Consider the following 19,402-nt stretch of genomic DNA (forward strand, 5'->3'; position numbering starts at 1 on the left):
AAAGGCACATCATGACCACTCCCCTGAAGATCGATTTCGTCTCCGACGTTTCCTGCCCGTGGTGCGCCATCGGCCTCAAGTCGCTGGACCAGGCGCTGGCCAATATCGGTGATGAAGCGGCAGTGAGCATGCACTTCCAGCCCTTCGAACTGAATCCCAACATGGGTCCCGAGGGCCAGGACATCGGCGAGCACCTGGCCGAAAAATACGGTTCGACCCCGTCGCAGCAGGAACAGGCGCGCGAGATGATACGCGCACGCGGCGCCGAAGTCGGCTTCGATTTCGCCATGGGCAAGCGCAGCCGCATCTACAACACCTTCGACGCCCACCGCCTGCTGCACTGGGCCGAGGCCGAGGGCAAGCAGAAGGAGCTGAAGGAAGCGCTGTTCGGCGCCTACTTCACCAAGGGCGACGATCCGAGTTCGCACGACGTGCTGCTGCGGGTGGCCGGCGAAGTGGGGCTGGACACCGGCGTCGCCGCCGAGGTGCTGCAATCGAACCAGTACGCCGACGAGGTGCGCGAGCGCGAGCAGTTCTTCCAGCGCCACGGCATCAACTCGGTGCCGGCCGTGATCATCAACGAGCGCCACCTGATTTCCGGCGGCCAGCCGGCCGAGGTGTTTGAAAAGGCGCTGCGCGAGATCATGGCGCAAGCGGCTTAAAAAATGCGGACCGCGGCGGGGGCAAGTGCTCCCGCCGTCCCTGTTTTGCGATAAACTGATCGGGTAGCACCATAGTTCGGCCCCGCTGCATTCCGGGTGCCCAAAAAAGATCGACGTCGCTACAGGGAGGCCTATGCTGGCCGCAGAAAAAGTACACACGCTGTCCATCGCCCGTCCGCAGGCCGACCAGTTCCGGCTGGCCGCACTGCACCGCTACCACATCCTCGATACCCCCGCCTGCGAAGACTTCAGCTTCCTCACCGAGCTGGCCGCCAAAGTGTGCGAGGTGCCGTATGCCTTCATCTCGCTGGTCGACGCCGAGCGCGTCTGGATCAAGTCCTGCGCCGGCATGCAGCTGGGTGAGCTGCCGCGCGGCGAGAGCTACTGCTCGCTGGCGGTGCTGGGCGAGACCGCCACTGAAATCCCCGACCTGACGCTGGACTTCCGCACCGCCCACATGGCGCTGACGGTCGATGAACCCCACATGCGCATGTACAGCAGCGTGGCGCTGACCTCGTCCGACGGTTTCGCCATCGGCACGCTGTGCGTGATGGACACCAAGCCGGGCGGCCTGAGTGCCGAACAGCGCGCCACGCTGGTCAAGCTGGCGCGCCAGGTGATGGCGCTGATCGAACTGCGCGCCAACGAGAAGGCGCTGGAATCCACCGTGCGCGAGCTGGAGCAGCTGGCCACCACCGACGAGCTGACCGGCCTGCACAACCGCCGCTCGCTGCTGCACCGCCTGAAGTTCGAGACGGCGCGCGCCAAGCGTTTCCGCTCGCCGTTGTCGGCGGTGATGATAGACCTCGACCACTTCAAGCAAATCAACGACGAATACGGCCACGCGGTCGGCGACCAGGTGCTGGCCAGCGTCGGCCTGCTGCTGCGCGAGAGCGTGCGCGTGATCGACGTGCCGGGCCGCTACGGCGGCGAAGAGCTGTGCGTGATCCTGCCGAACACGCCGGTCGAAGGCGCCTGCAAGTTCGCCGAAACACTGCGCGCCAAGATTGAAGCGCAGCTGCACTACGCCGGCCCGCGCCTGCTGCCGGTGACGGCCAGCATCGGCGTGGGTTCGTTCGACCACATGGAAATCAGCGACGCGGAAAGCCTGCTGCGCCAGGCCGACGCTGCGCTGTACCGCGCCAAGCACGCCGGCCGCAACCGCGTGGAATGCGGCCCCACCTGACACTGAAAGGAAGTCCCCATGCCTACCGCCAGCTGGAACGGCGTCGTCATCGCCGATGCGAAGGACGACGAAGTTGAAATCGTCGAGAACAATGTCTACTTCCCGCCGTCCAGCGTCAAGACGGAGTACCTGCAGGCGAGCGCGCACACTTCGCGCTGTCCGTGGAAGGGCCTGGCCAGCTACTACAGCCTGAACGTCAACGGCAAGGTCAACGAGAACGCCGCCTGGTACTATCCTGAGCCGTCCGAGAAGGCTGCGCAGATCAAGGACCATGTGGCGTTCTGGCGCGGCGTGGACGTGCAGCGCTAGGCGATGGCGTTACAGGCCAAGCCGTATCTGCAAAGGATCACGGCGCTGTTCGGCGATGGTGTCGACTGGGAGCGGCATCCCTACACCGTGCCGGCGGTACGCAACCTGGAGTCGATCAGCTTTCACCCGGATGTGACTTTCTTCATCGGCGAGAACGGCGCCGGCAAATCGACGCTGCTGGAATCGATCGCGCTGGCACTGGGCTTCAGCATGGAGGGCGGCACCAAGGGCGTGCGCTTGAATACGGCGCGCGAAGATGCGCCGCTGTTTGAGTCGCTCAAGCTGTCCAGGAGTTTTCGCGCGCCGCGCGATGGCTATTTTTTTCGTGCCGAGAGTTTTCACAACGTCGCCACCTACATGGACGAAGTGGGCTACCTGGATGGTTACGGCGGCCGCTCGCTGCATACGCGCTCGCATGGCGAGGCGTTCATGGCGGTGCTGCTCAACAAATTCAAAGGCAAGGGCCTGTACCTGCTGGACGAGCCGGAAGCGGCATTGTCGCCCAACCGCCAGCTGGCGGCGCTGACGGCGATCCATCAGCTGGTGGAGGACGAGTCGCAATTCATCATCGCCACCCACTCACCGATACTGCTGTCCTACCCGAACGCGAAGATACTGCTGTTCGACGGCACCGGCATCACCGAAGTCGCCTACGAAGACACCGAGCATTACGCCGTCACGCGCGACTTCCTCAACCACTATCCGCGGCGGCTGGAACAGCTGCTCAAACCAGAATAGGTACATGGACAATATCACCCACAGCATTATCGGTTTCGGCGTTGGAGAACTGGTGCACCGCAGCCTGCCCGACGAGGCGGATGCGCCGTCGCAGCGGGTGCGGCACCGGCTGTTGCTGGTGGCTTGCGCGCTGGCCAGTAATTTCCCCGATCTCGACCTGGTCCTGAACAAGCTGCTGCCCGATCCGCTGGGCTATCTGCTGCATCATCGCGGCCATACGCATACGGCCTTGCTGGCGCTGCCGCAGGCCTTGCTGCTGGCGGCGCTGCTGTGGTTCTGCTGGCCGTCGGCGCGCGCGCTGCTGAAGGCCAGCCGGCCGGCGCGGCTCGGCCTGGCCTTAAGCGTGGGGCTGGGCTTTGCGCTGCACCTGCTGATGGACTTCACCAATTCCTACGGCATTCATCCCTGGTATCCGTTCACCGGACGCTGGTTCTATGGAGACATGGTGTTCATCGTCGAGCCGCTGTTCTGGGTGGCGATCGGCGTGCCGATGGCGCTCATCATGCGCTGGCGTTCCTTGCGCATGCTCGGCTTGGCCTGCCTGTTCGGCGCGCTGGTGGTGTTCGCGGCCAAGGGTTATCTGGCGTGGACGTCGTTTGCCGCGCTGCTGTTGATCGCGGCCGCTTGCGGCGCAGCGCAGTGGCGCGCCGGTGCGCGCGGCCGCGCGGGCCTGGTGCTGGCGCTGGTAGTCAGCGCCAGCTTCATCGCGCTGCAGGGCGTGGCCTCGCATTACGGACGCGAGCAAATCAGCGCTGCGTTGCTGAAGGCCGATCCGGGCGTGCGCGTGATGGATGTGGCGATGACGGCGTTCCCGTCGCAGCCGCTGTGCTGGTCGTACGCCAGCGTGGAGGCCAATGAGAAGCAGGGCTACTACCGTCTGCGGCGTGGCGTGGCCAGCCTGGCGCCTGAGTGGCTGGCGCCGTTGGCCTGTCCTGCGGGCCTGGTCGGAGCGCCGGAGCAGGTGCTGGCTTTGTCGCCCGGTGTGCAGCAATTCGGCACGGTGCTGGCCAGCCTGACGGCGCTGCGCATGCTGAAGGATGAGAACTGCCAGGTGGACGCCTGGCTGCGCTTTGCCCGCATGCCGGCGCTGATGCTGTCAACCGGCGAGCTGGCCGATTATCGTTTCGCGACCACGCCGCGTGGGAACTTCACGACGCTGCATGCGGGGCAGGCCGGGCCATGTCCGGCGGGCGTCCCCGGCTGGGGCTACCCGCGCGAGGATATGCTGTCGCTGCACCCGCCGGGCAAGCTTTAAGCCGCTTTTTGCAGCGCGTTGAAGTCGGTCGATACCGCCAGCTCCAGCCACTGCGCCATCTCGGTTTCGACGAACTGGTTCTTGGCGCGCACGCGTTCCACCGTGTCCGAGCCCAGTTGCAAACGCACCGGCGGCTTGGCGCTGTCGGCCAGTTGCAGCAGGGCGCCGGCCAGCTTGGCCGGATCGCCAGGCTGCTGGTGATTGACGCCGGCGGCGAACTCGCGCATCGCGCCCACGGTGGCGGCGTAGTCTTCGATGCGGCTGTGGGTGGACACCAGCGACGAGGCATCGAGGAAATCGGTGCGGAAGAAGCCCGGTTCCACCACCGTCACATGGATGCCCAGCGGCGCCATTTCCATCGCCAGCGCCTCGCTCAAGCCTTCGACCGCGAACTTGGTCGAGCTGTACAGGCCCCAGCCGGCAAAGGCCGAATAACCACCCACCGACGAGATGTTGATGACATGGCCGCCGCCTTGCTTGCGCATCGCCGGCAGCACGGCGCGGGTGACGTTGAGCAGGCCGAAGACGTTGGTGTCGTACAGCGCGCGCACTTCCTCGGCGCTGGCTTCCTCCACCGCGCCCAGCAGGCCGTAGCCGGCGTTGTTGACCAGCACGTCGATGCGGCCGAAACGCGCAATCGCTTGCTGGGCGGCGGTGATGGCTTGCGCTTCCAGTTTGACGTCCAGGCGCAAGGCCAGTAGATTCGGATGGTCGCCCAGAACGGCGGTGACGGATTGCGGATCGCGGGCGGTGGCGACCACGAAGTCGCCGCGTGCCAGCGCTTTTTGCGCCGTCAGCATGCCGAAGCCACGGGATGCGCCGGTGATGAACCATACTTTTTGTGCAGTGCCAGTCATGATCGTTTCCTTGGTGTGAGGTGAGTTGGTAGATGCCAGTGTAGGCATCACCGACCTGTTACACTAGCCATAGGGAAGCTGTTTGATTATCACCTTTTGGTTGTAAATATGGATAAAGCCAGGGTTGTCAGTCTGTTCATCGGCGTGGTGCGCGCCAAAAGCTTCAGCCAGGCGGCGGTGGATGCCGGCCTGACCCCGCAGGCCGTCAGCAAGGCGGTGCGGCAGCTGGAGGATCATCTGGGCGTGCGCCTGTTCCACCGCACCACCCGCAGCCTGAGCCTGACGGAGGAGGGCGCGCGCCTGTTCGAGCTGGCCAACCCCGGCCTGCGCCTGCTGGACGAGGCGCTGGACCATATCCAGAACAGCCGTCTCGAAGTGGACGGCCTGATCCGCGTGGTCGCGCCCATGTCGATCGGCAATACGATCCTCGTGCCGCTGCTGCCGGAGTTCCAGCGGCGCTATCCGGGCGCGCATTTCGATGTGCAACTGGACGACCACTTCACCGACCTGGTGGAGAGCAAGATCGATGTCGGCTTCCGCGCCGGCAATCCGCCCGAGCGCAACCTGATTTCCCGCAAGCTGGGCGAGATCCTGCTGGTGCCCTGCGCCACGCCCGGCTATCTGGCCCTGCACGGCACGCCGCAGACGGCGGCGGATTTGCAGCAGCATCGCTGCACCGGCTTCCTCCACCCTTCCACCGGCCGCGTGATGGCGTGGGAATTGCAGGTGGACGGCGCCACGGTCTACCAGGAGATGCCGACGGTGGCCAGGTTCAATACGGTGGAAGGGGAGTTGACGGCGGTGCTAAACGGCCTGGGTATCGGCCAGTTGCCGGTCTTCATGATCGAGGCCGAGCTGGCCAGCGGCGCGCTGGTGCCGCTGCTGCGGCAGACGGCCACGTCCAACAGCGGCGTGTTCATGTACTACCAGCAACGTACCTTGATGCCGCTGCGGGTGCGGCACTTCATCGATTTCGTCGCGGAGCGGGCGCCGCAGCGGCTGGCGGCGCAGCAGGCCGCGCTTGCTTAGCGGTATCGTGTCGCGTGTTTGCCACAAAAAGGCCTAAAATCAAGTCGTATAGGCCACTTTTGGACTAGATGGCTGGCATGACAATTGCGTTGCCCTCCAGAAAGGAAGAAGATCGTTAAACATGGAGGCTGTTATGAATACCGCAACTGAACAAAAAACAACGAACAATGTAGTCCACGAATCGGCGTCGGACGAGCACCGTCTGCGCAGCGAACGCATCGCCGCGCGCGGCGTGCGCTTGGGTAAGGGCAAGATCAAGTACCTGCTGGCGCTGGCCGGCCTGGCCGTATTGGCCTCGGTCGCGTTCGCGCAGGCTTAAACGACTTTGATGTCGTCCAGCGGCCAGCGTGGCCGCACGTTGAACGAGTAGTCTTTCTTTGCCGCGTCCGGGTTGATCATCAAGCGCATGGCCCCGGCGAAGGCGATCATCGCGCCGTTGTCCGTGCAAAATTCCAGTTCGGGGTAGTAGACCTTGAATTTCTTCTTGGCCGCCGCCTCGTTCAGCGACGCGCGCAGCTGCGAATTGGCGCCCACGCCGCCCGCGATCACCAGCCGCTTCAGGCCGGTGTGCTTGAGCGCGGAGATGCACTTGGCCGTCAGCACGTCGACGATCGCGTCGACGAAGCCGCGCGCGATGTTGGCCTTGTCCTGCTCGCAGATATTGGCGATGACTTTTTCTTCGTGGTTCTTCACCACCGTCAGCACCGCCGTCTTCAGGCCGGAGAAGCTGAAATTGAAATCCTTGGTATGCAGCATCGGGCGCGGCAGCTTGTAGGCCGTCGGGTCGCCGAACTCGGCCAGGCGCGAAATCGCCGGACCGCCCGGGTAGCCCAGGCCCAGCAGCTTGGCCGATTTGTCGAAGGCTTCGCCGGCCGCGTCGTCCAGCGTTTCGCCCAGCAGCGTGTACTGGCCGACGCCGTCCACCCGCATCAGCTGCGTGTGGCCGCCCGAAACCAGCAGCGCGATGAAAGGGAACTCCGGCGGCTGCGACGCCAGCAGCGGCGACAGCAGATGGCCTTCCAGGTGGTGCACGCCCAGCACCGGCTTGTCCAGCGCCAGGCCCAGGCTGCAGGCGACCGAGGAGCCGACCAGCAGCGCGCCGGCCAGGCCGGGGCCTTGGGTGTAGGCGATGGCGTCGATGTCGGCCAGCGTCTTGCTGGCCCCTTCCAGCGTCTGCGTCAGCAGAGGAATGGCGCGGCGGATGTGGTCGCGCGAGGCCAGTTCCGGCACCACGCCGCCGTATTCTTCATGCATCGCCACTTGCGAATACAGGGCGTGGGACAACAGGCCGTGTTGCGTGTCGTACAGCGCAAGGCCGGTTTCGTCACAGGAGGATTCGACGCCGAGAACGATCATGAAGGGTGCACAAATGAAAAGGGGAATCCGCCATTGTAATGGAAAGTGCGTGCAAGCATGCACCATGTCAGGTCCGCGCCGCACTGGCAAAGTGCGGAATTTTGCCGTTCGGTCAGGATTCCGGGCGTTTTTCGTGGCACCGGTTTTGCTTAGACAACTGGGGGAAGTTGACTAGGGAGGCGCGCGATGACCGGACAATGGAAGCTGATTTGCAAACTCAAGGATGTGCCCATGAGCGGCGCGCGCCTGGTGCCGCGCGGTCTGGCCTGGCAGGAATTGCCGGGCGTGGCGCTGTTCCGTACCGGCGAGGAGCAGGTGCATGCGGTGCTGGCGTGCAGCGATGTCGAGCCGCGCCGTTACTCGGTCAAGGTGGAGGACTGCAAGGTCTATCTGGATCTCGATGAACTGAGCGCCCCGGCCAGCCAGGCCGAAGCGGCGCTGGCGGGGTCTTTCGGCGTGGCCACCAGGGTGATGGCCTTCGGCTGACTTCGTTGACTTACGGACGGTTCTTCAGTTGCTTGTGCGCGTCGAGCAGCATCTTCTCGGTGGTTTCCCAGTCGATGCAGCCGTCGGTGACGGAGCAGCCGTACTTCAGTTGGCTCAGGTCCGCCGGGATCTTCTGGTTGCCGCCGACGATGTTCGATTCGATCATCACGCCCACCAGCGACTGGTTGCCCTGTGCGATCTGGTGGATGACATCGGCCATCACCAGCGGTTGCAGTTCCGGCTTCTTGTAGCTGTTGGCGTGCGAGCAGTCGACCACCAGGTTGGCCGGCAGCTTGGCCTTGGCCAGCGCCTGCTCGGCAATCGCGATCGACACCGAATCGTAGTTCGGACGACCGTCGCCGCCGCGCAGCACCACATGGCCGTAGGCGTTGCCGCGCGTGCGCACGATCGCCACGTTGCCCTGCGCGTTGATGCCCAGGAAGGAGTGCGGATGCGCCGACGACAGGATGGCGTTGATGGCGATGCTGATGTCGCCGTCGGTGCCGTTCTTGAAGCCGACCGGGGTCGACAGGCCGGACGACATCTCGCGGTGGGTCTGCGATTCAGTGGTGCGGGCGCCGATGGCGGTCCAGGCGATCAGGTCGCCCAGGTATTGCGGCGAGATCGGATCGAGCGCCTCGGTGGCGGTCGGCAGGCCCAGCTCGCATACGTCCAGCAGGAACTGGCGCGCCTTTTCCATGCCGACGTTGACGCGGAAGGAATCGTCCATGTCCGGATCGTTGATATAGCCCTTCCAGCCGGTGGTGGTGCGCGGCTTTTCGAAATACACGCGCATCACCAGCAGCATGGTGTCGGCCACTTCGGCTTGCAGGGCTTTCAGGCGGCGGGCGTAATCCAGGCCGGCCACGGGATCGTGGATCGAGCATGGACCGACGACCACGAACAGGCGCTTGTCCTGGCGGTCGATGATGTTGCGCAGGGCTTCGCGGCCCTTCATCACGGTGTCCGAGGCGCTGTCGGTCAGCGGCAGCTTGCTGTGCAAGGCTTCCGGCGACGGCATCGGCGCGAACGAGGTGACGTTGATGTTTTCGATATCTGGGGAGATCATGATTCTCTACGTATATTTATTGCGGGGGAGGGATAGTGTAGCCGAAATGCGGCGGACTGGTTTAAGCTGACGTCATGACGACACACTCCACCGAACCATTCCTGGCCGCACGTTTCATCAAAGAAATAGGCCGCGGCAAAAACGGCGCCCGCAGCATGACCCGCGACGACGCCCACGATCTGTACGAAGCCATGCTGGACGGCCGCGTTTCCGAGCTGGAGCTGGGCGGCATTTTGCTGGCTATGCGCATCAAGGGCGAGTCGGTGGAAGAGATCGCCGGCTTCCTCGATGCTGCAGAGGCCGCTTTTGAACCGCTCAGCGCGCCGCCGGGCCAGTTCGCCCCGGTCTGCATTCCGACCTACAACGGTGCCCGCAAGATGGCCAACCTGACGCCGCTGCTGGCGCTGCTGCTGGCGCGCGAAGGCGTGCCGGTGCTGGTGCACGGCGTGGCGCATGACGCCGGCCGGGTCGCCACGGCCGAGGTGTTCGAGGCGCTGGGCTTGCCTGCCGCGCGTCATCGGTCCGAGGCGGAGGAGGCCATGTCGCAAGGGCATCCGGCCTTCATCACCATCGACGTGCTGGCGCCCAAGCTGGCCTACCTCCTGTCGTTGCGGCGCCGGCTGGGCGTGCGCAATTCGACGCACACGCTGGTCAAGATCATGCAGCCGTTCGCCGGGCCGGCGCTGCGGCTGGTGTCGTACACCCATCCGGAATACCTGGAGATGCTGGGCGAATACTTCACTACGGCGGCCTTGCCGGAGCGCGGTGACGCCTTCCTGATGCGCGGCACCGAGGGCGAAACCGTGGCCAACGCCAACAAGGCGCAGCAGATCGACTGGTTCCACGGCGGCCTGCGCACCACGCTGGTGCCCAAGCAGACCCTGGTGGGCGAGTTGCCGCTGCTGCCGGAAGACAAGGACGCGGCCACCACGGCGGCCTGGATCCAGTCCGTGCTGGACGGCGATGTGCCGGTGCCGCCGTCGATCGCCGAGCAGGTGGCGCAGTGCATGCTGGTGTCGCGCACCTTGCAGTCGCGCCAGCGGGTGAGCGAGCCGATCGAGTAAGCGGGCGGTCCGGTCAAGTACAATACGCCTTTGGACGATTGGATTTGATATGGCAAAGTTTGATGTAGCGGTAATCGGCGCGGGCGCGGCCGGCATGATGTGTGCGGCGACGGCGGCCCAGCGCGGCAAGCGCGTGGTGCTGATCGACCATGCCACCAAGCTGGCGGAAAAAATCCGCATCTCCGGCGGCGGCCGCTGCAACTTCACCAATATCAACGCTGGTCCGGCCAACTTCCTGTCCGAGAATCCACACTTCTGCAAGAGCGCCTTGTCGCGCTACACCGCCGCCGACTTCGTCGCGCTGGTGAAGAAGCACCGCATCGGCTACCACGAGAAACATCGCGGCCAGCTGTTCTGCGACGACTCCGCCGAGCAGATCATCGACATGCTGAAAGACGAATGCGCGGGCGGCGACGTGCACTGGCGCATGCCGTGCAAAGTCACCAGCCTGGCGCAGGCGGACGAGGGCGGCTTTGTGCTGCAAACCGACACCGGTGAAATTGAAGCCGACAGTGTGGTCATCGCCACCGGCGGCCTGTCGATCGCCAAGATCGGTGCGACCGACTTCGGCTACCGCATCGCCGAGCAGTTCGACTTGCGCATGGTTGAGACGCGCCCTGCGCTGGTGCCGCTGACCTTCGACCCGCAGCAATGGGCGCCGTTCGTGGAAATGGCCGGCATCGCGCTGGAAGTGGACGTGGAAACCGGCTCCTTCAAGGGCCGCAACCCGACCGGCGGCCGCTTCCGCGAAGACCTGCTGTTCACTCACCGAGGCCTGTCCGGCCCGGCGATCCTGCAGATTTCCTCGTACTGGACGCCGGGCACGCCTATCGTCATCAACCTGATTCCCGAGCTGGACCTGGCCGCCACGCTGATCGAAGGCAAAGGCACGATCAAGAAGCAGCTGGGCAATGTGTTGTCGCAATGGCTGCCGGCGCGTCTGGCGGAAGGCTTGCTGCTGGCGCACGGTTTCGCGCTGGACGCGCGCCTGGCCGACCTGCCCGACGCGCAGCTGCGCAAGCTGGGCGCGGCCGTCAACCAGTGGACCATCACCCCGAACGGCTCGGAAGGCTACAAGAAAGCCGAAGTCACGCGCGGCGGCGTCGACACCCGCGAGCTGTCGCAGCAGAGCATGATGGCCAACAAAGTACCGGGCCTGTATTTCATCGGCGAGGCGGTCGATGTCACCGGCTGGCTGGGCGGCTACAATTTCCAGTGGGCATGGGCATCCGGTGTGGCGGCGGGGCAAGCAGTCTGATATACTGACTGTCTCTGGAAGTTAGTGGCGTCACGCAATCGTTGAAGTTCCTGAAAGATTGCACCATACGCCGCGTTGTTTTTGCAGTCAAAGCCTTACGGTTGGCCGTTCAGATGGCCAGGCGTCTTCCATTTTCCTGCAAAAGCTGCTATAGTCTCTTTCTCCCTATAACCTCAAACGGTTTGAATTTTTACATGACCACTATTCGCCTTAAAGAAAACGAGCCGTTCGAAGTCGCAATGCGTCGCTTCAAACGCACCATCGAAAAAACCGGTCTGCTGACCGAACTGCGTGCACGCGAGTTCTACGAAAAGCCAACGGCTGAGCGTAAGCGCAAGCTGGCAGCTGCAGTGAAGCGTCACTACAAGCGCATCCGCAGCCAGCAACTGCCGAAAAAACTGTTCTAAGACTGCTCTGCAGATTCAACCCGGTAGTATGGCGCTTACGCCTCGGGTTGTATCTTGCTGCATCTGGAAGATACCCGCTCCGGTTCGCCGCAGCGGGTTTTCGCATTTTTACTCCAACAATTTTTTGAGAGAAACTACGCCATGGGCTTGAGAGAACAAATCACCGAAGACATGAAAAACGCCATGCGCGCCAAGGAAGCCGGCCGCCTGTCGACCATCCGCCTGATCCTGGCGGAAATCAAGCGCAAGGAAGTGGACGAGCGCATCGAAGTCAACGACGACCAGACCGTGGCCATCGTGGAAAAGATGATCAAGCAGCGCAAGGATTCGATCACCCAGTTCGAAGCCGGCGGCCGCGCCGACCTGGCTGACATCGAAAAAGCCGAACTGGTGGTGCTGACCGCCTACATGCCTGCCGGCCTGTCCGACGAGGAAATCGCCGCCGAAGTGGCCGCCGCCGTGGCTGCCTCGGGCGCCGCCGGTCCGCAGGACATGGGCAAGGTCATGGCCATCGTCAAGCCTAAGCTGGCTGGCCGTGCCGACATGACCGTGGTGTCCGCACTGGTCAAGAAAGCACTGACCCCGGCATAATGCGCCGGTAGTTCCCTCCGCCGCAGCTTGATCCGTGTCAAAACCGGATTAGCGCGGCGGTATAGTCTGATCCATAACAAGACCGCATAGCCCAGTGATCCCACAATCCTTTATTTCTGATTTGCTGAACCGGGTCGACATCGTCGACGTGGTCGGACGTTATGTGCAGCTGAAAAAAGGCGGCGCGAATTTCATGGGCCTGTGCCCGTTTCACAACGAAAAATCGCCCAGTTTCACGGTCAGCCCGACCAAGCAGTTTTACCATTGCTTCGGCTGCGGCGCCCACGGCACCTCGATCGGTTTCCTGATCGAATATTCCGGCATGGGCTTTGTCGACGCCGTCAAAGACCTGGCGCAAAACGTCGGCATGGTGGTACCCGAGCAGGACGACAAGATTCCGCCGGCCCAGCGCGCGCAAATGGCCGCGCAAAGCCTGGCATTGACCGAGGCGATGACGCGCGCCAGCGACTTTTACCGCGCCCAGCTGCGCGGCGCCAGCGACGCCATCGCCTACCTGAAGAACCGTGGCCTGACCGGCGAGATCGCCGCCCGCTTCGGCCTCGGCTACGCGCCGGCCGGCTGGGACAATCTGCGTTCGATCTTCCCCGACTACGAAGTCGTGGCGCTGGCCGAGGCCGGCCTGGTGATCGACAAGGTGGACGAGGACGGCGGCAATCGCAAACGCTACGACCGCTTCCGCGAACGCGTGATGTTTCCGATTAAAAACACCAAAGGCCAGGTCATCGCCTTTGGCGGCCGGGTCCTGGACCACGGTGAGCCGAAGTACTTGAATTCCCCCGAAACGCCTTTATTTTCAAAGGGATTCGAGCTGTATGGCTTGTTCGAAGCGCGCCAGGCGATCCGCGATGCGGGTTATGTGCTGGTGACGGAAGGCTATATGGATGTGGTGGCGCTGGCGCAGATGGGCTTCCCGCAAGCCGTCGCGACCTTGGGCACCGCCTGCACCACCAACCACGTACAGAAATTGTTGCGTCAAACCGACACGGTGATTTTCAGTTTCGACGGCGACAAGGCCGGCCGCCGCGCCGCACGGCGCGCGCTGGAAGCCTGTCTGCCGCACGTGACGGACAACAAGACCATCAAATTCCTGTTCCTGCCGACCGAGCACGATCCGGACAGCTACGTCCGCGCCCACGGCAAGGAAGCGTTCGAACAGGAGATCCACGAAGCGATGCCGTTGTCGCAGTTCCTGGTCAAGGAAGCGGTCGGCGAGCATGATTTGCAGAGTCCGGAAGGCCGGGCGCGCGCGCAGTTCGACGCTAAGCCGATGTTGCAATCGATGACGCCGACCGCGTTGCGCCTGCAAATCGTGCGCGGCCTGGCGCAGTTGACGCAGACCACGCCGTCCGAGATCGAGGCGCTGTTCGAGCTGGCCAAGCCGGTCGCCATCGCCCGCCAGGCGCCGCCGCGCACCGGGCGGCCGGTGCCGGTGGGGCTGGAGTTGCAGATCGTGCGGATGCTGGTGGCGCATCCGCCGCTGGCGCTGAATATCGATGCGGCGGCGCTGGCGGCGTTTAATTACTTTGGCGCGGCGCCGGCCGAGCGCCTGGCGCAGCTGGTGGCGTCGGCTCAGGCGCTGGGGCCGAACGGCGGCTTCGCAGCCTTTGCCCAGCACCTGAAGTCGCAGGGCGACGAGTACGACGCGCTCATCGGCGAGATCGTCAAGGAGCCGGAGGCCGACATCGACGCGGTGCTGATGGAGTTGCGCGGGATTATCCGACAGGTGAAGACCGAAGCGTTGAAGCAGGAGCTGAGCCAGTTGTTCGCGGCCGGCCTGTCGTCCGACGAGATCGGCGTGCGCTACCGGGAGCTGACGGCGCAGCAAGATCAACTGTTGCGCGAGGCGCAGGCGGAGTTGGCTAACCGATAATGTTGCAGGTCGTTTTGTGTAGTAATGTTTCTGTCATGATTGCAGTGCTGGGAAGTGGGTTCTGCCCTCTGGAAATTGAAAAGTGACGTGCTATAATAAAACGCTAAGTGTTGTATGTTTTGGCATCGTTTTTCAGTTCAGAGTGTGTTTGTTTTCAGTAAGTTAGGCTCTTGATCGGCATGGAAAGACGGGTGTCGGCGGCCAGGGCCAGCTTTGGTTGAGTCAGCGCGCTACGGCGGCGCTGTATAGCGAGCGTTCCGTTCGTTTTCCAACCTAGTCATGGTTTCTTGCCCCCACGCACGTGTCTGATGCAGTAGAATTTCCGCCATGAGAGGGTGGAGTTCTGTTGAGGCCGGTCGGTCTGACCAGGTGTAAGTAAGTCGTAGTATTGTCGGACTTGTGCAGTCGGCATGTTCGAAGACGTAGGCCCGAAAGGGCCGCAAGAAACTTTATCCTAAATAAGCAAGTCGTTGTGTAATCGAAAGCGCCTGTGCCAATCAAGAAACCTGAATCCCAAGCGGCTGCAAAGCCGAGCAAAGTGACCGCGAAGTCCGCCAAGACAGCGGATAAGTCGGAAACGCGTGTCGCCAGCAACCCGCCAGCGGTCAGCCAGACCACCGACGCGGCCACGCTCGCTGCCATCGATACCTCGGGCTATGTGCTGCCGTCGGTCAAAGTGCCGGGCCGGCGCGGGCGCAAGCCAAAAGAATTCCAGCCAGAAAACGACGAAGTCGCCGCGCTGAACGCGGTCGAACGCGCCGAACTGAAGGCGGTCGACAAGGCCAAGGCCAAGGACCGCAAGGCCAAGGAAAAGGCGCTGCTGAAGGACGCTTTCTCGTCGGACACGGAAGCCACCGAGGAAGAACTCGAACGCCGCCGCCAGAAACTCAAGACCCTGATCAAGTTCGGCAAGGAACGTGGATTCCTCACGTACGCCGAGATCAATGACCATTTGCCTGAAAATATCGTCGATCCGGAAGCGATCGAGGGCATTATCGGCACCTTCAACGACATGGGCATCGCCGTCTACGAGCACGCGCCGGACGCCGAGACCTTGCTGCTGTCGGACAACGTCGCCACCGTCACCAGCGACGACGAAGCCGAAGCGGCCGCCGAAGCGGCGCTGTCGACCGTCGACTCCGATTTCGGCCGCACCACCGACCCGGTGCGCATGTATATGCGCGAGATGGGGTCGGTCGAGCTGCTGACCCGCGAAGGCGAGATCGAGATCGCCAAGCGCATCGAAGACGGCCTGAAGGACATGATACAGGCGATCTCTGCCTGCCCGGTGACGATCGCCGAGATCATCGCCGCCTCCGACCGCATCCGCGCCGATGAAATCAAGATCGACGAAATCGTCGACGGCCTGGTCGACGATAGCGATGAAGTGGCGCCGCCGGTAGCGGCCGCGCCGGCCGAAGAGGACGAGGAAGAAGAGGAAGAGGAAGAAGAGGAAGAAGAGGAAGAGGAAGAAGCGAGCGCGTCTGGCGCCGCCGGTTTCTCGGCCGAACAGCTGGAAGCGTTGAAAAACGCCGCGCTGGAAAAATTCGACGTCATCTCCCTGCAATTCGACAAGATGCGCCGCGCCTTCGAGAAGGAAGGCTACAACTCCAAGGCCTACGTCAAGGCGCAGGAAGCGATCTCGTACGAGCTGTTGGGCATCCGCTTCACCGCCAAGGTGGTCGAGAAGCTGTGCGACACGCTGCGCGGCCAGGTCGACGAAGTGCGCCACATCGAGAAGCAGATCCTCGACGTGGCCGTGAACAAGTGCGGCATGCCGCGCGCCCACTTCATCAAAGTCTTCCCAGGCAACGAAACCAATCTGGAATGGGTGGACGGCGAAGTGGCCGCAGGGCACGCGTACAGCGCCATCCTGGGCCGCAACATCCCGACCATCAAGGAACTGCAGCAGCGCCTGATCGACCTGCAAGCGCGCGTTGTGCTGCCGCTGCCGGACCTGCGCAACATCAACCGCCAGATGGCGGCCGGTGAAATGAAGGCGCGCAAGGCCAAGCGCGAAATGACCGAGGCCAACTTGCGCCTGGTGATCTCGATCGCCAAGAAATACACCAACCGCGGCCTGCAGTTCCTCGACCTGATCCAGGAAGGCAATATCGGCCTGATGAAGGCGGTGGACAAGTTCGAATACCGCCGCGGCTACAAGTTCTCGACCTATGCGACGTGGTGGATCCGTCAGGCCATCACCCGTTCGATCGCCGACCAGGCGCGCACCATCCGTATTCCGGTGCACATGATCGAAACCATCAACAAGATGAACCGGATTTCCCGCCAGATTCTGCAGGAAACCGGCGCCGAGCCGGACCCGGCGACGCTGGCCATCAAGATGGAGATGCCCGAGGACAAGATCCGCAAGATCATGAAGATCGCCAAGGAACCGATTTCGATGGAGACGCCGATCGGCGACGACGACGATTCGCACCTGGGCGACTTCATCGAGGACAACAACACGCTGGCGCCGTCGGATGCCGCGCTGCACGCTTCGATGCGTGGCGTGGTCAAGGATGTGCTGGATTCGCTGACCCCGCGCGAAGCCAAGGTGTTGCGGATGCGTTTCGGTATCGAAATGTCGACCGACCACACGCTGGAAGAAGTGGGCAAGCAGTTTGACGTGACGCGCGAGCGGATACGTCAGATCGAAGCCAAGGCGTTGCGCAAGCTGCGCCACCCATCGCGTTCGGACAAGCTGAAAAGCTTCTTGGAAGGCAACTAAGACTTGACTAGTGGCCGGGCTAGCCCTTATCCTCGCGAGTTCGTTTTAAAAACGAGCGCGCGTTAGAGGGGCTGCCAGGCTCCCAGCGCAAAGCAAGACCCTGGGCCTCTAGCTCATGCTTGGTTAGAGCAGCGGACTCATAATCCGTTGGTGCCGTGTTCGACTCACGGGAGGCCCACCAGAATTTGCATAAAGAAAAAAGGGGACGATCATTCGTCCCCTTTTTTTATTGGTACTTTGCCGGCGCGTTCGGCGCCGGCGTCGCCTTGCGGATGAAGTCGCGCAGGTCTTCGTTGGACGTGGCCAGGTCTTCCGAACGCAGATACATCATATGGCCGCTGCGGTAGCCTTCAAAGCGCAGGCGGTCTTTCATTTTTCCGCTGGGATCGAGCTGCCACATGGTGTACTTGGCGTCGAAGTAGGTGCAGGCGCCGTCGTAGTAGCCGGACTGTATCATCACCTTCAGATACGGATTGGCGGCCATCGCCAGACGCAGATTGTCGCCGGTTTTTTCGTTCTTGAAATCCCATGGATGGACGTCGCCGAACAGCGCGTACTTGAGGTCGGTCTTGAACTGCAGCTCGTTGCGCAGGTACTGGTTGATGGCCGGCGTGAACGAATGCAGCCACGAACTCAGCTCGGCGTTGTAGTCGGGCGCGTTGCCTGTATCGCTCTTGTCGATGCCGAGGTAGCGCGAGTCGAGGCGGCCGACGGTCTTGCCCTGCGCGCGCAGCAACTCCTTCCAGAAATGCTCGGGTGGCACCGACAGGTTGTGCTGCAACAGGAAGGTTTCCGACAGGCCCGAATAGCGCGCCATCTTGGCGGCGATCTGGGCTTTTTTCTGCGGATCGAGGAAGCCGCCCTTGGCCAGCGCCGGCAGCAGTTCGTCGACGGTGAAGGCTTCGACTTCCGGCAGCACGTCTTTCAGGTCGCGGCTTTGCAGGTCCGCAGGCAGCACTTTCTGGTACCAGGCGGTGGCGGCGAAATACGGCAGCGCCAGCGCCTCGCCCACCGCGCCTTCGCGCTTCAGGCCCAGCTCGGTTGGCGACACCAGCACCACGCCGTTCAGATACATCCACTGCGCATTTTGCAGTTCCAGCGCCAGGCCCGCCACGCGCGATGTGCCATAGCTTTCGCCGATCAGATATTTGGGCGAGGTCCAGCGGCCTTCGCGCGAAACGAAGGCGCTGACCCATTCCGCCAGATAGGCGATATCGGCATTGACGCCGAAGAAGCGGGCGCGGTCGTTCTTGCCGTCCAGCACGCGCGAGAAGCCGGTGTTGACCGGATCGATATAAACGATATCCGCGACGTCGAGGATGGAGTGCGGATTGTCGTGCACGCCGTAGGGCTGGGTCGGATAGCCTTCGGCGTCGAGGTTCAACAGTTTGGGACCGGTGTAGGCGATATGCATCCACACCGACGCCGAGCCCGGCCCGCCGTTGAACGACAGCACCAGCGGGCGCCGGCTCTTGTCGGCCACGTCGGTGCGCTGGTAGTAGGTGTAGAACAGCGATGCGATCACCTTGCCGTCCTTGTCCCACACCGGCTGGGTACCGGCCGTTACTTTGTATGGAACGCTCTTGCCCTTGATGACGACCTGCGCCGTCTTGCTGACCTGGGTGTCGGCCTTGAGCACGCGCTCATGGGCCAGCAGGTCGGCAGCGCGGTCCTTGCCGAGCGCCGGTGCGGCCGCGGCGGGGGCGGGCGCCGCCGCGGGTTCCGCATCCTGCGCGGAGACGGTCGCGCTCAACACCAGCAGCAACATGGCAAGCTTGGATTTCATACACAACTCCCGGAGGTGAAATAACCAATAGTAGTTCAGCTTCGGGCTTGCAGTCCAGTTTGCTGCAGGTCAGGTTTTGTCGGAGGCTTCCACCGCCCGCACGTCCAGCATCGCAATCACCAGATCGTCCGCTGTCAGCAGCGTCTTCGCCGGGAAGCCATCCTCCAGCGCCACCACGGCGCCGCCGGCAATCTTCTCGTTGCCGCCTGGTGAGTTCGGCATGAAGGCGAACTGCGGGAATTTGGTCTTGCCATGCTGGGCGATGTCGCGCAGGGTGCGCGGGGCGGCGCGCAACAGGCCGTTGCGGACGTGACGCTGGCGCTCTTCGTTGCGCTCTTTCACCAGCGCCGTCAGGCGTTCAACTTCCTTATGCAGGCGGTCTGACTCGGCTTGCAGATTGCGCAGGTCGTCGTCGCTGAGCGCGTCTTCCCACTGCGTCAGTTTCAGCAGGCCGCGCTTGTGCAGCGCTTGCCGTTGCAGGTCCAGGTCGACCGTGGACAGGCGCAGTTGATGCGCTTCCAGATCCTGCTGTTCGTTCACGTCGCCGTTGGCGCGATGCCATTTGTCGCTGAAGTCGAACACCAGCCCGTCGAAGTAGAAATACATCGGCAGGCCTTGTTCGATCAGCTGGCTGGAGGTCTTGTTCCAACGGCTGGCCAGTTCGGCCAGCGTCAGGGTGATAGGTTCGATGATGGGCATTGTTGTCGCGAGTAGAATCCAATCCGGG

19 protein-coding genes and 1 tRNA gene are annotated in these 19,402 nt (G+C 62.9%); 15 read left to right on the plus strand and 5 right to left on the minus strand.

Annotated elements, in window-relative coordinates:
- Nucleotides 1–11 precede the first annotated feature (11 nt).
- From D0T21_RS19540 to D0T21_RS19560, 5 genes are all read left to right on the plus strand, one after another.
- Nucleotides 12–662: a DsbA family oxidoreductase gene (locus tag D0T21_RS19540; RefSeq protein WP_116991529.1), complete on the plus strand. Its 651-nt coding sequence runs from the start codon at nucleotides 12–14 to the stop codon at nucleotides 660–662.
- A 133-nt stretch (nucleotides 663–795) separates the two neighbouring features.
- Nucleotides 796–1,848 (plus strand): sensor domain-containing diguanylate cyclase, encoded by a 1,053-nt coding sequence (locus tag D0T21_RS19545; protein ID WP_116991528.1) that lies wholly within the window; start codon nucleotides 796–798, stop codon nucleotides 1,846–1,848.
- An 18-nt stretch (nucleotides 1,849–1,866) separates the two neighbouring features.
- Nucleotides 1,867–2,157: a DUF427 domain-containing protein gene (locus tag D0T21_RS19550; protein ID WP_116991527.1), complete on the plus strand. Its 291-nt coding sequence runs from the start codon at nucleotides 1,867–1,869 to the stop codon at nucleotides 2,155–2,157.
- Nucleotides 2,158–2,160: 3 nt separating this feature from the next.
- The gene (locus D0T21_RS19555; RefSeq protein ID WP_116991526.1) at nucleotides 2,161–2,895 is read left to right on the plus strand and encodes an AAA family ATPase; all 735 of its coding nucleotides are present in this window, start codon (nucleotides 2,161–2,163) and stop codon (nucleotides 2,893–2,895) included.
- A 4-nt stretch (nucleotides 2,896–2,899) separates the two neighbouring features.
- The gene (locus D0T21_RS19560; protein ID WP_116991525.1) at nucleotides 2,900–4,150 is read left to right on the plus strand and encodes a metal-dependent hydrolase; all 1,251 of its coding nucleotides are present in this window, start codon (nucleotides 2,900–2,902) and stop codon (nucleotides 4,148–4,150) included.
- On the opposite strand, the gene D0T21_RS19565 is transcribed toward D0T21_RS19560, so the two are convergent.
- Nucleotides 4,147–5,007: an oxidoreductase gene (locus D0T21_RS19565; RefSeq protein WP_116991524.1), complete on the minus strand. Its 861-nt coding sequence runs from the start codon at nucleotides 5,005–5,007 to the stop codon at nucleotides 4,147–4,149. The two genes, D0T21_RS19560 and D0T21_RS19565, sit on opposite strands and share 4 nt — an antisense overlap.
- Nucleotides 5,008–5,115: 108 nt before the next feature.
- On the opposite strand from D0T21_RS19565, the gene D0T21_RS19570 reads away from it, so the two are divergent.
- Together D0T21_RS19570 and D0T21_RS19575 are read left to right on the plus strand one after the other, a co-directional pair.
- A complete protein-coding gene (locus tag D0T21_RS19570) occupies nucleotides 5,116–6,036 on the plus strand; it encodes a LysR family transcriptional regulator (RefSeq protein WP_116991523.1) in 921 nt (306 codons plus the stop codon).
- Nucleotides 6,037–6,169: 133 nt separating this feature from the next.
- On the plus strand, nucleotides 6,170–6,355 hold the full coding sequence (locus D0T21_RS19575) for a hypothetical protein (protein ID WP_116991522.1): 186 nt from the start codon (nucleotides 6,170–6,172) through the stop codon (nucleotides 6,353–6,355).
- On the opposite strand, the gene tsaD is transcribed toward D0T21_RS19575, so the two are convergent.
- Nucleotides 6,352–7,392: a tRNA (adenosine(37)-N6)-threonylcarbamoyltransferase complex transferase subunit TsaD gene (gene tsaD / locus D0T21_RS19580; RefSeq protein ID WP_116991521.1), complete on the minus strand. Its 1,041-nt coding sequence runs from the start codon at nucleotides 7,390–7,392 to the stop codon at nucleotides 6,352–6,354. The two genes, D0T21_RS19575 and tsaD, sit on opposite strands and share 4 nt — an antisense overlap.
- A 186-nt stretch (nucleotides 7,393–7,578) precedes the next feature.
- Between tsaD and D0T21_RS19585 the strand changes: the two genes are divergently transcribed.
- Nucleotides 7,579–7,878: a hypothetical protein gene (locus D0T21_RS19585; RefSeq protein WP_116991520.1), complete on the plus strand. Its 300-nt coding sequence runs from the start codon at nucleotides 7,579–7,581 to the stop codon at nucleotides 7,876–7,878.
- Nucleotides 7,879–7,888: 10 nt separating this feature from the next.
- Here D0T21_RS19585 and D0T21_RS19590 read toward each other — a convergent pair whose 3' ends face one another.
- Nucleotides 7,889–8,947, minus strand: a complete 1,059-nt coding sequence (locus tag D0T21_RS19590; protein ID WP_116991519.1) for a 3-deoxy-7-phosphoheptulonate synthase — start codon at nucleotides 8,945–8,947, stop codon at nucleotides 7,889–7,891.
- A 74-nt stretch (nucleotides 8,948–9,021) separates the two neighbouring features.
- On the opposite strand from D0T21_RS19590, the gene ybiB reads away from it, so the two are divergent.
- From ybiB to D0T21_RS19625, 7 genes are all read left to right on the plus strand, one after another.
- Nucleotides 9,022–10,011, plus strand: coding sequence for a DNA-binding protein YbiB (gene ybiB, locus D0T21_RS19595; RefSeq protein WP_116991518.1), 990 nt, complete (start codon nucleotides 9,022–9,024; stop codon nucleotides 10,009–10,011).
- A gap of 49 nt (nucleotides 10,012–10,060) precedes the next feature.
- Nucleotides 10,061–11,269, plus strand: a complete 1,209-nt coding sequence (locus D0T21_RS19600) for an NAD(P)/FAD-dependent oxidoreductase (RefSeq protein WP_116991517.1) — start codon at nucleotides 10,061–10,063, stop codon at nucleotides 11,267–11,269.
- Nucleotides 11,270–11,463: 194 nt separating this feature from the next.
- A complete protein-coding gene (gene rpsU, locus D0T21_RS19605) occupies nucleotides 11,464–11,676 on the plus strand; it encodes a 30S ribosomal protein S21 (RefSeq protein ID WP_008451879.1) in 213 nt (70 codons plus the stop codon).
- A gap of 141 nt (nucleotides 11,677–11,817) precedes the next feature.
- Nucleotides 11,818–12,267, plus strand: a complete 450-nt coding sequence (locus D0T21_RS19610; RefSeq protein WP_116991516.1) for a GatB/YqeY domain-containing protein — start codon at nucleotides 11,818–11,820, stop codon at nucleotides 12,265–12,267.
- A gap of 94 nt (nucleotides 12,268–12,361) precedes the next feature.
- Nucleotides 12,362–14,158, plus strand: a complete 1,797-nt coding sequence (dnaG, locus tag D0T21_RS19615) for a DNA primase (RefSeq protein ID WP_116991515.1) — start codon at nucleotides 12,362–12,364, stop codon at nucleotides 14,156–14,158.
- 490 nt (nucleotides 14,159–14,648) lie between these two features.
- Nucleotides 14,649–16,889: an RNA polymerase sigma factor RpoD gene (rpoD, locus tag D0T21_RS19620; RefSeq protein WP_116991514.1), complete on the plus strand. Its 2,241-nt coding sequence runs from the start codon at nucleotides 14,649–14,651 to the stop codon at nucleotides 16,887–16,889.
- Nucleotides 16,890–16,991: 102 nt separating this feature from the next.
- Nucleotides 16,992–17,070, plus strand: a tRNA-Ile gene (locus tag D0T21_RS19625).
- Nucleotides 17,071–17,115: 45 nt separating this feature from the next.
- On the opposite strand, the gene D0T21_RS19630 is transcribed toward D0T21_RS19625, so the two are convergent.
- Together D0T21_RS19630 and D0T21_RS19635 are read right to left on the minus strand one after the other, a co-directional pair.
- On the minus strand, nucleotides 17,116–18,675 hold the full coding sequence (locus tag D0T21_RS19630) for a S10 family peptidase (RefSeq protein WP_229211553.1): 1,560 nt from the start codon (nucleotides 18,673–18,675) through the stop codon (nucleotides 17,116–17,118).
- Nucleotides 18,676–18,744: 69 nt separating this feature from the next.
- Nucleotides 18,745–19,374 carry a hypothetical protein gene (locus D0T21_RS19635; RefSeq protein WP_116991513.1) on the minus strand — a complete coding sequence of 210 codons (630 nt, stop codon included), beginning with the start codon at nucleotides 19,372–19,374 and terminating at the stop codon, nucleotides 18,745–18,747.
- Between the last annotated feature and the right edge of the window lie 28 nt (nucleotides 19,375–19,402).

This window comes from Duganella sp. BJB476 (assembly GCF_003416895.1).
Lineage (GTDB): Bacteria > Pseudomonadota > Gammaproteobacteria > Burkholderiales > Burkholderiaceae_D > Rugamonas.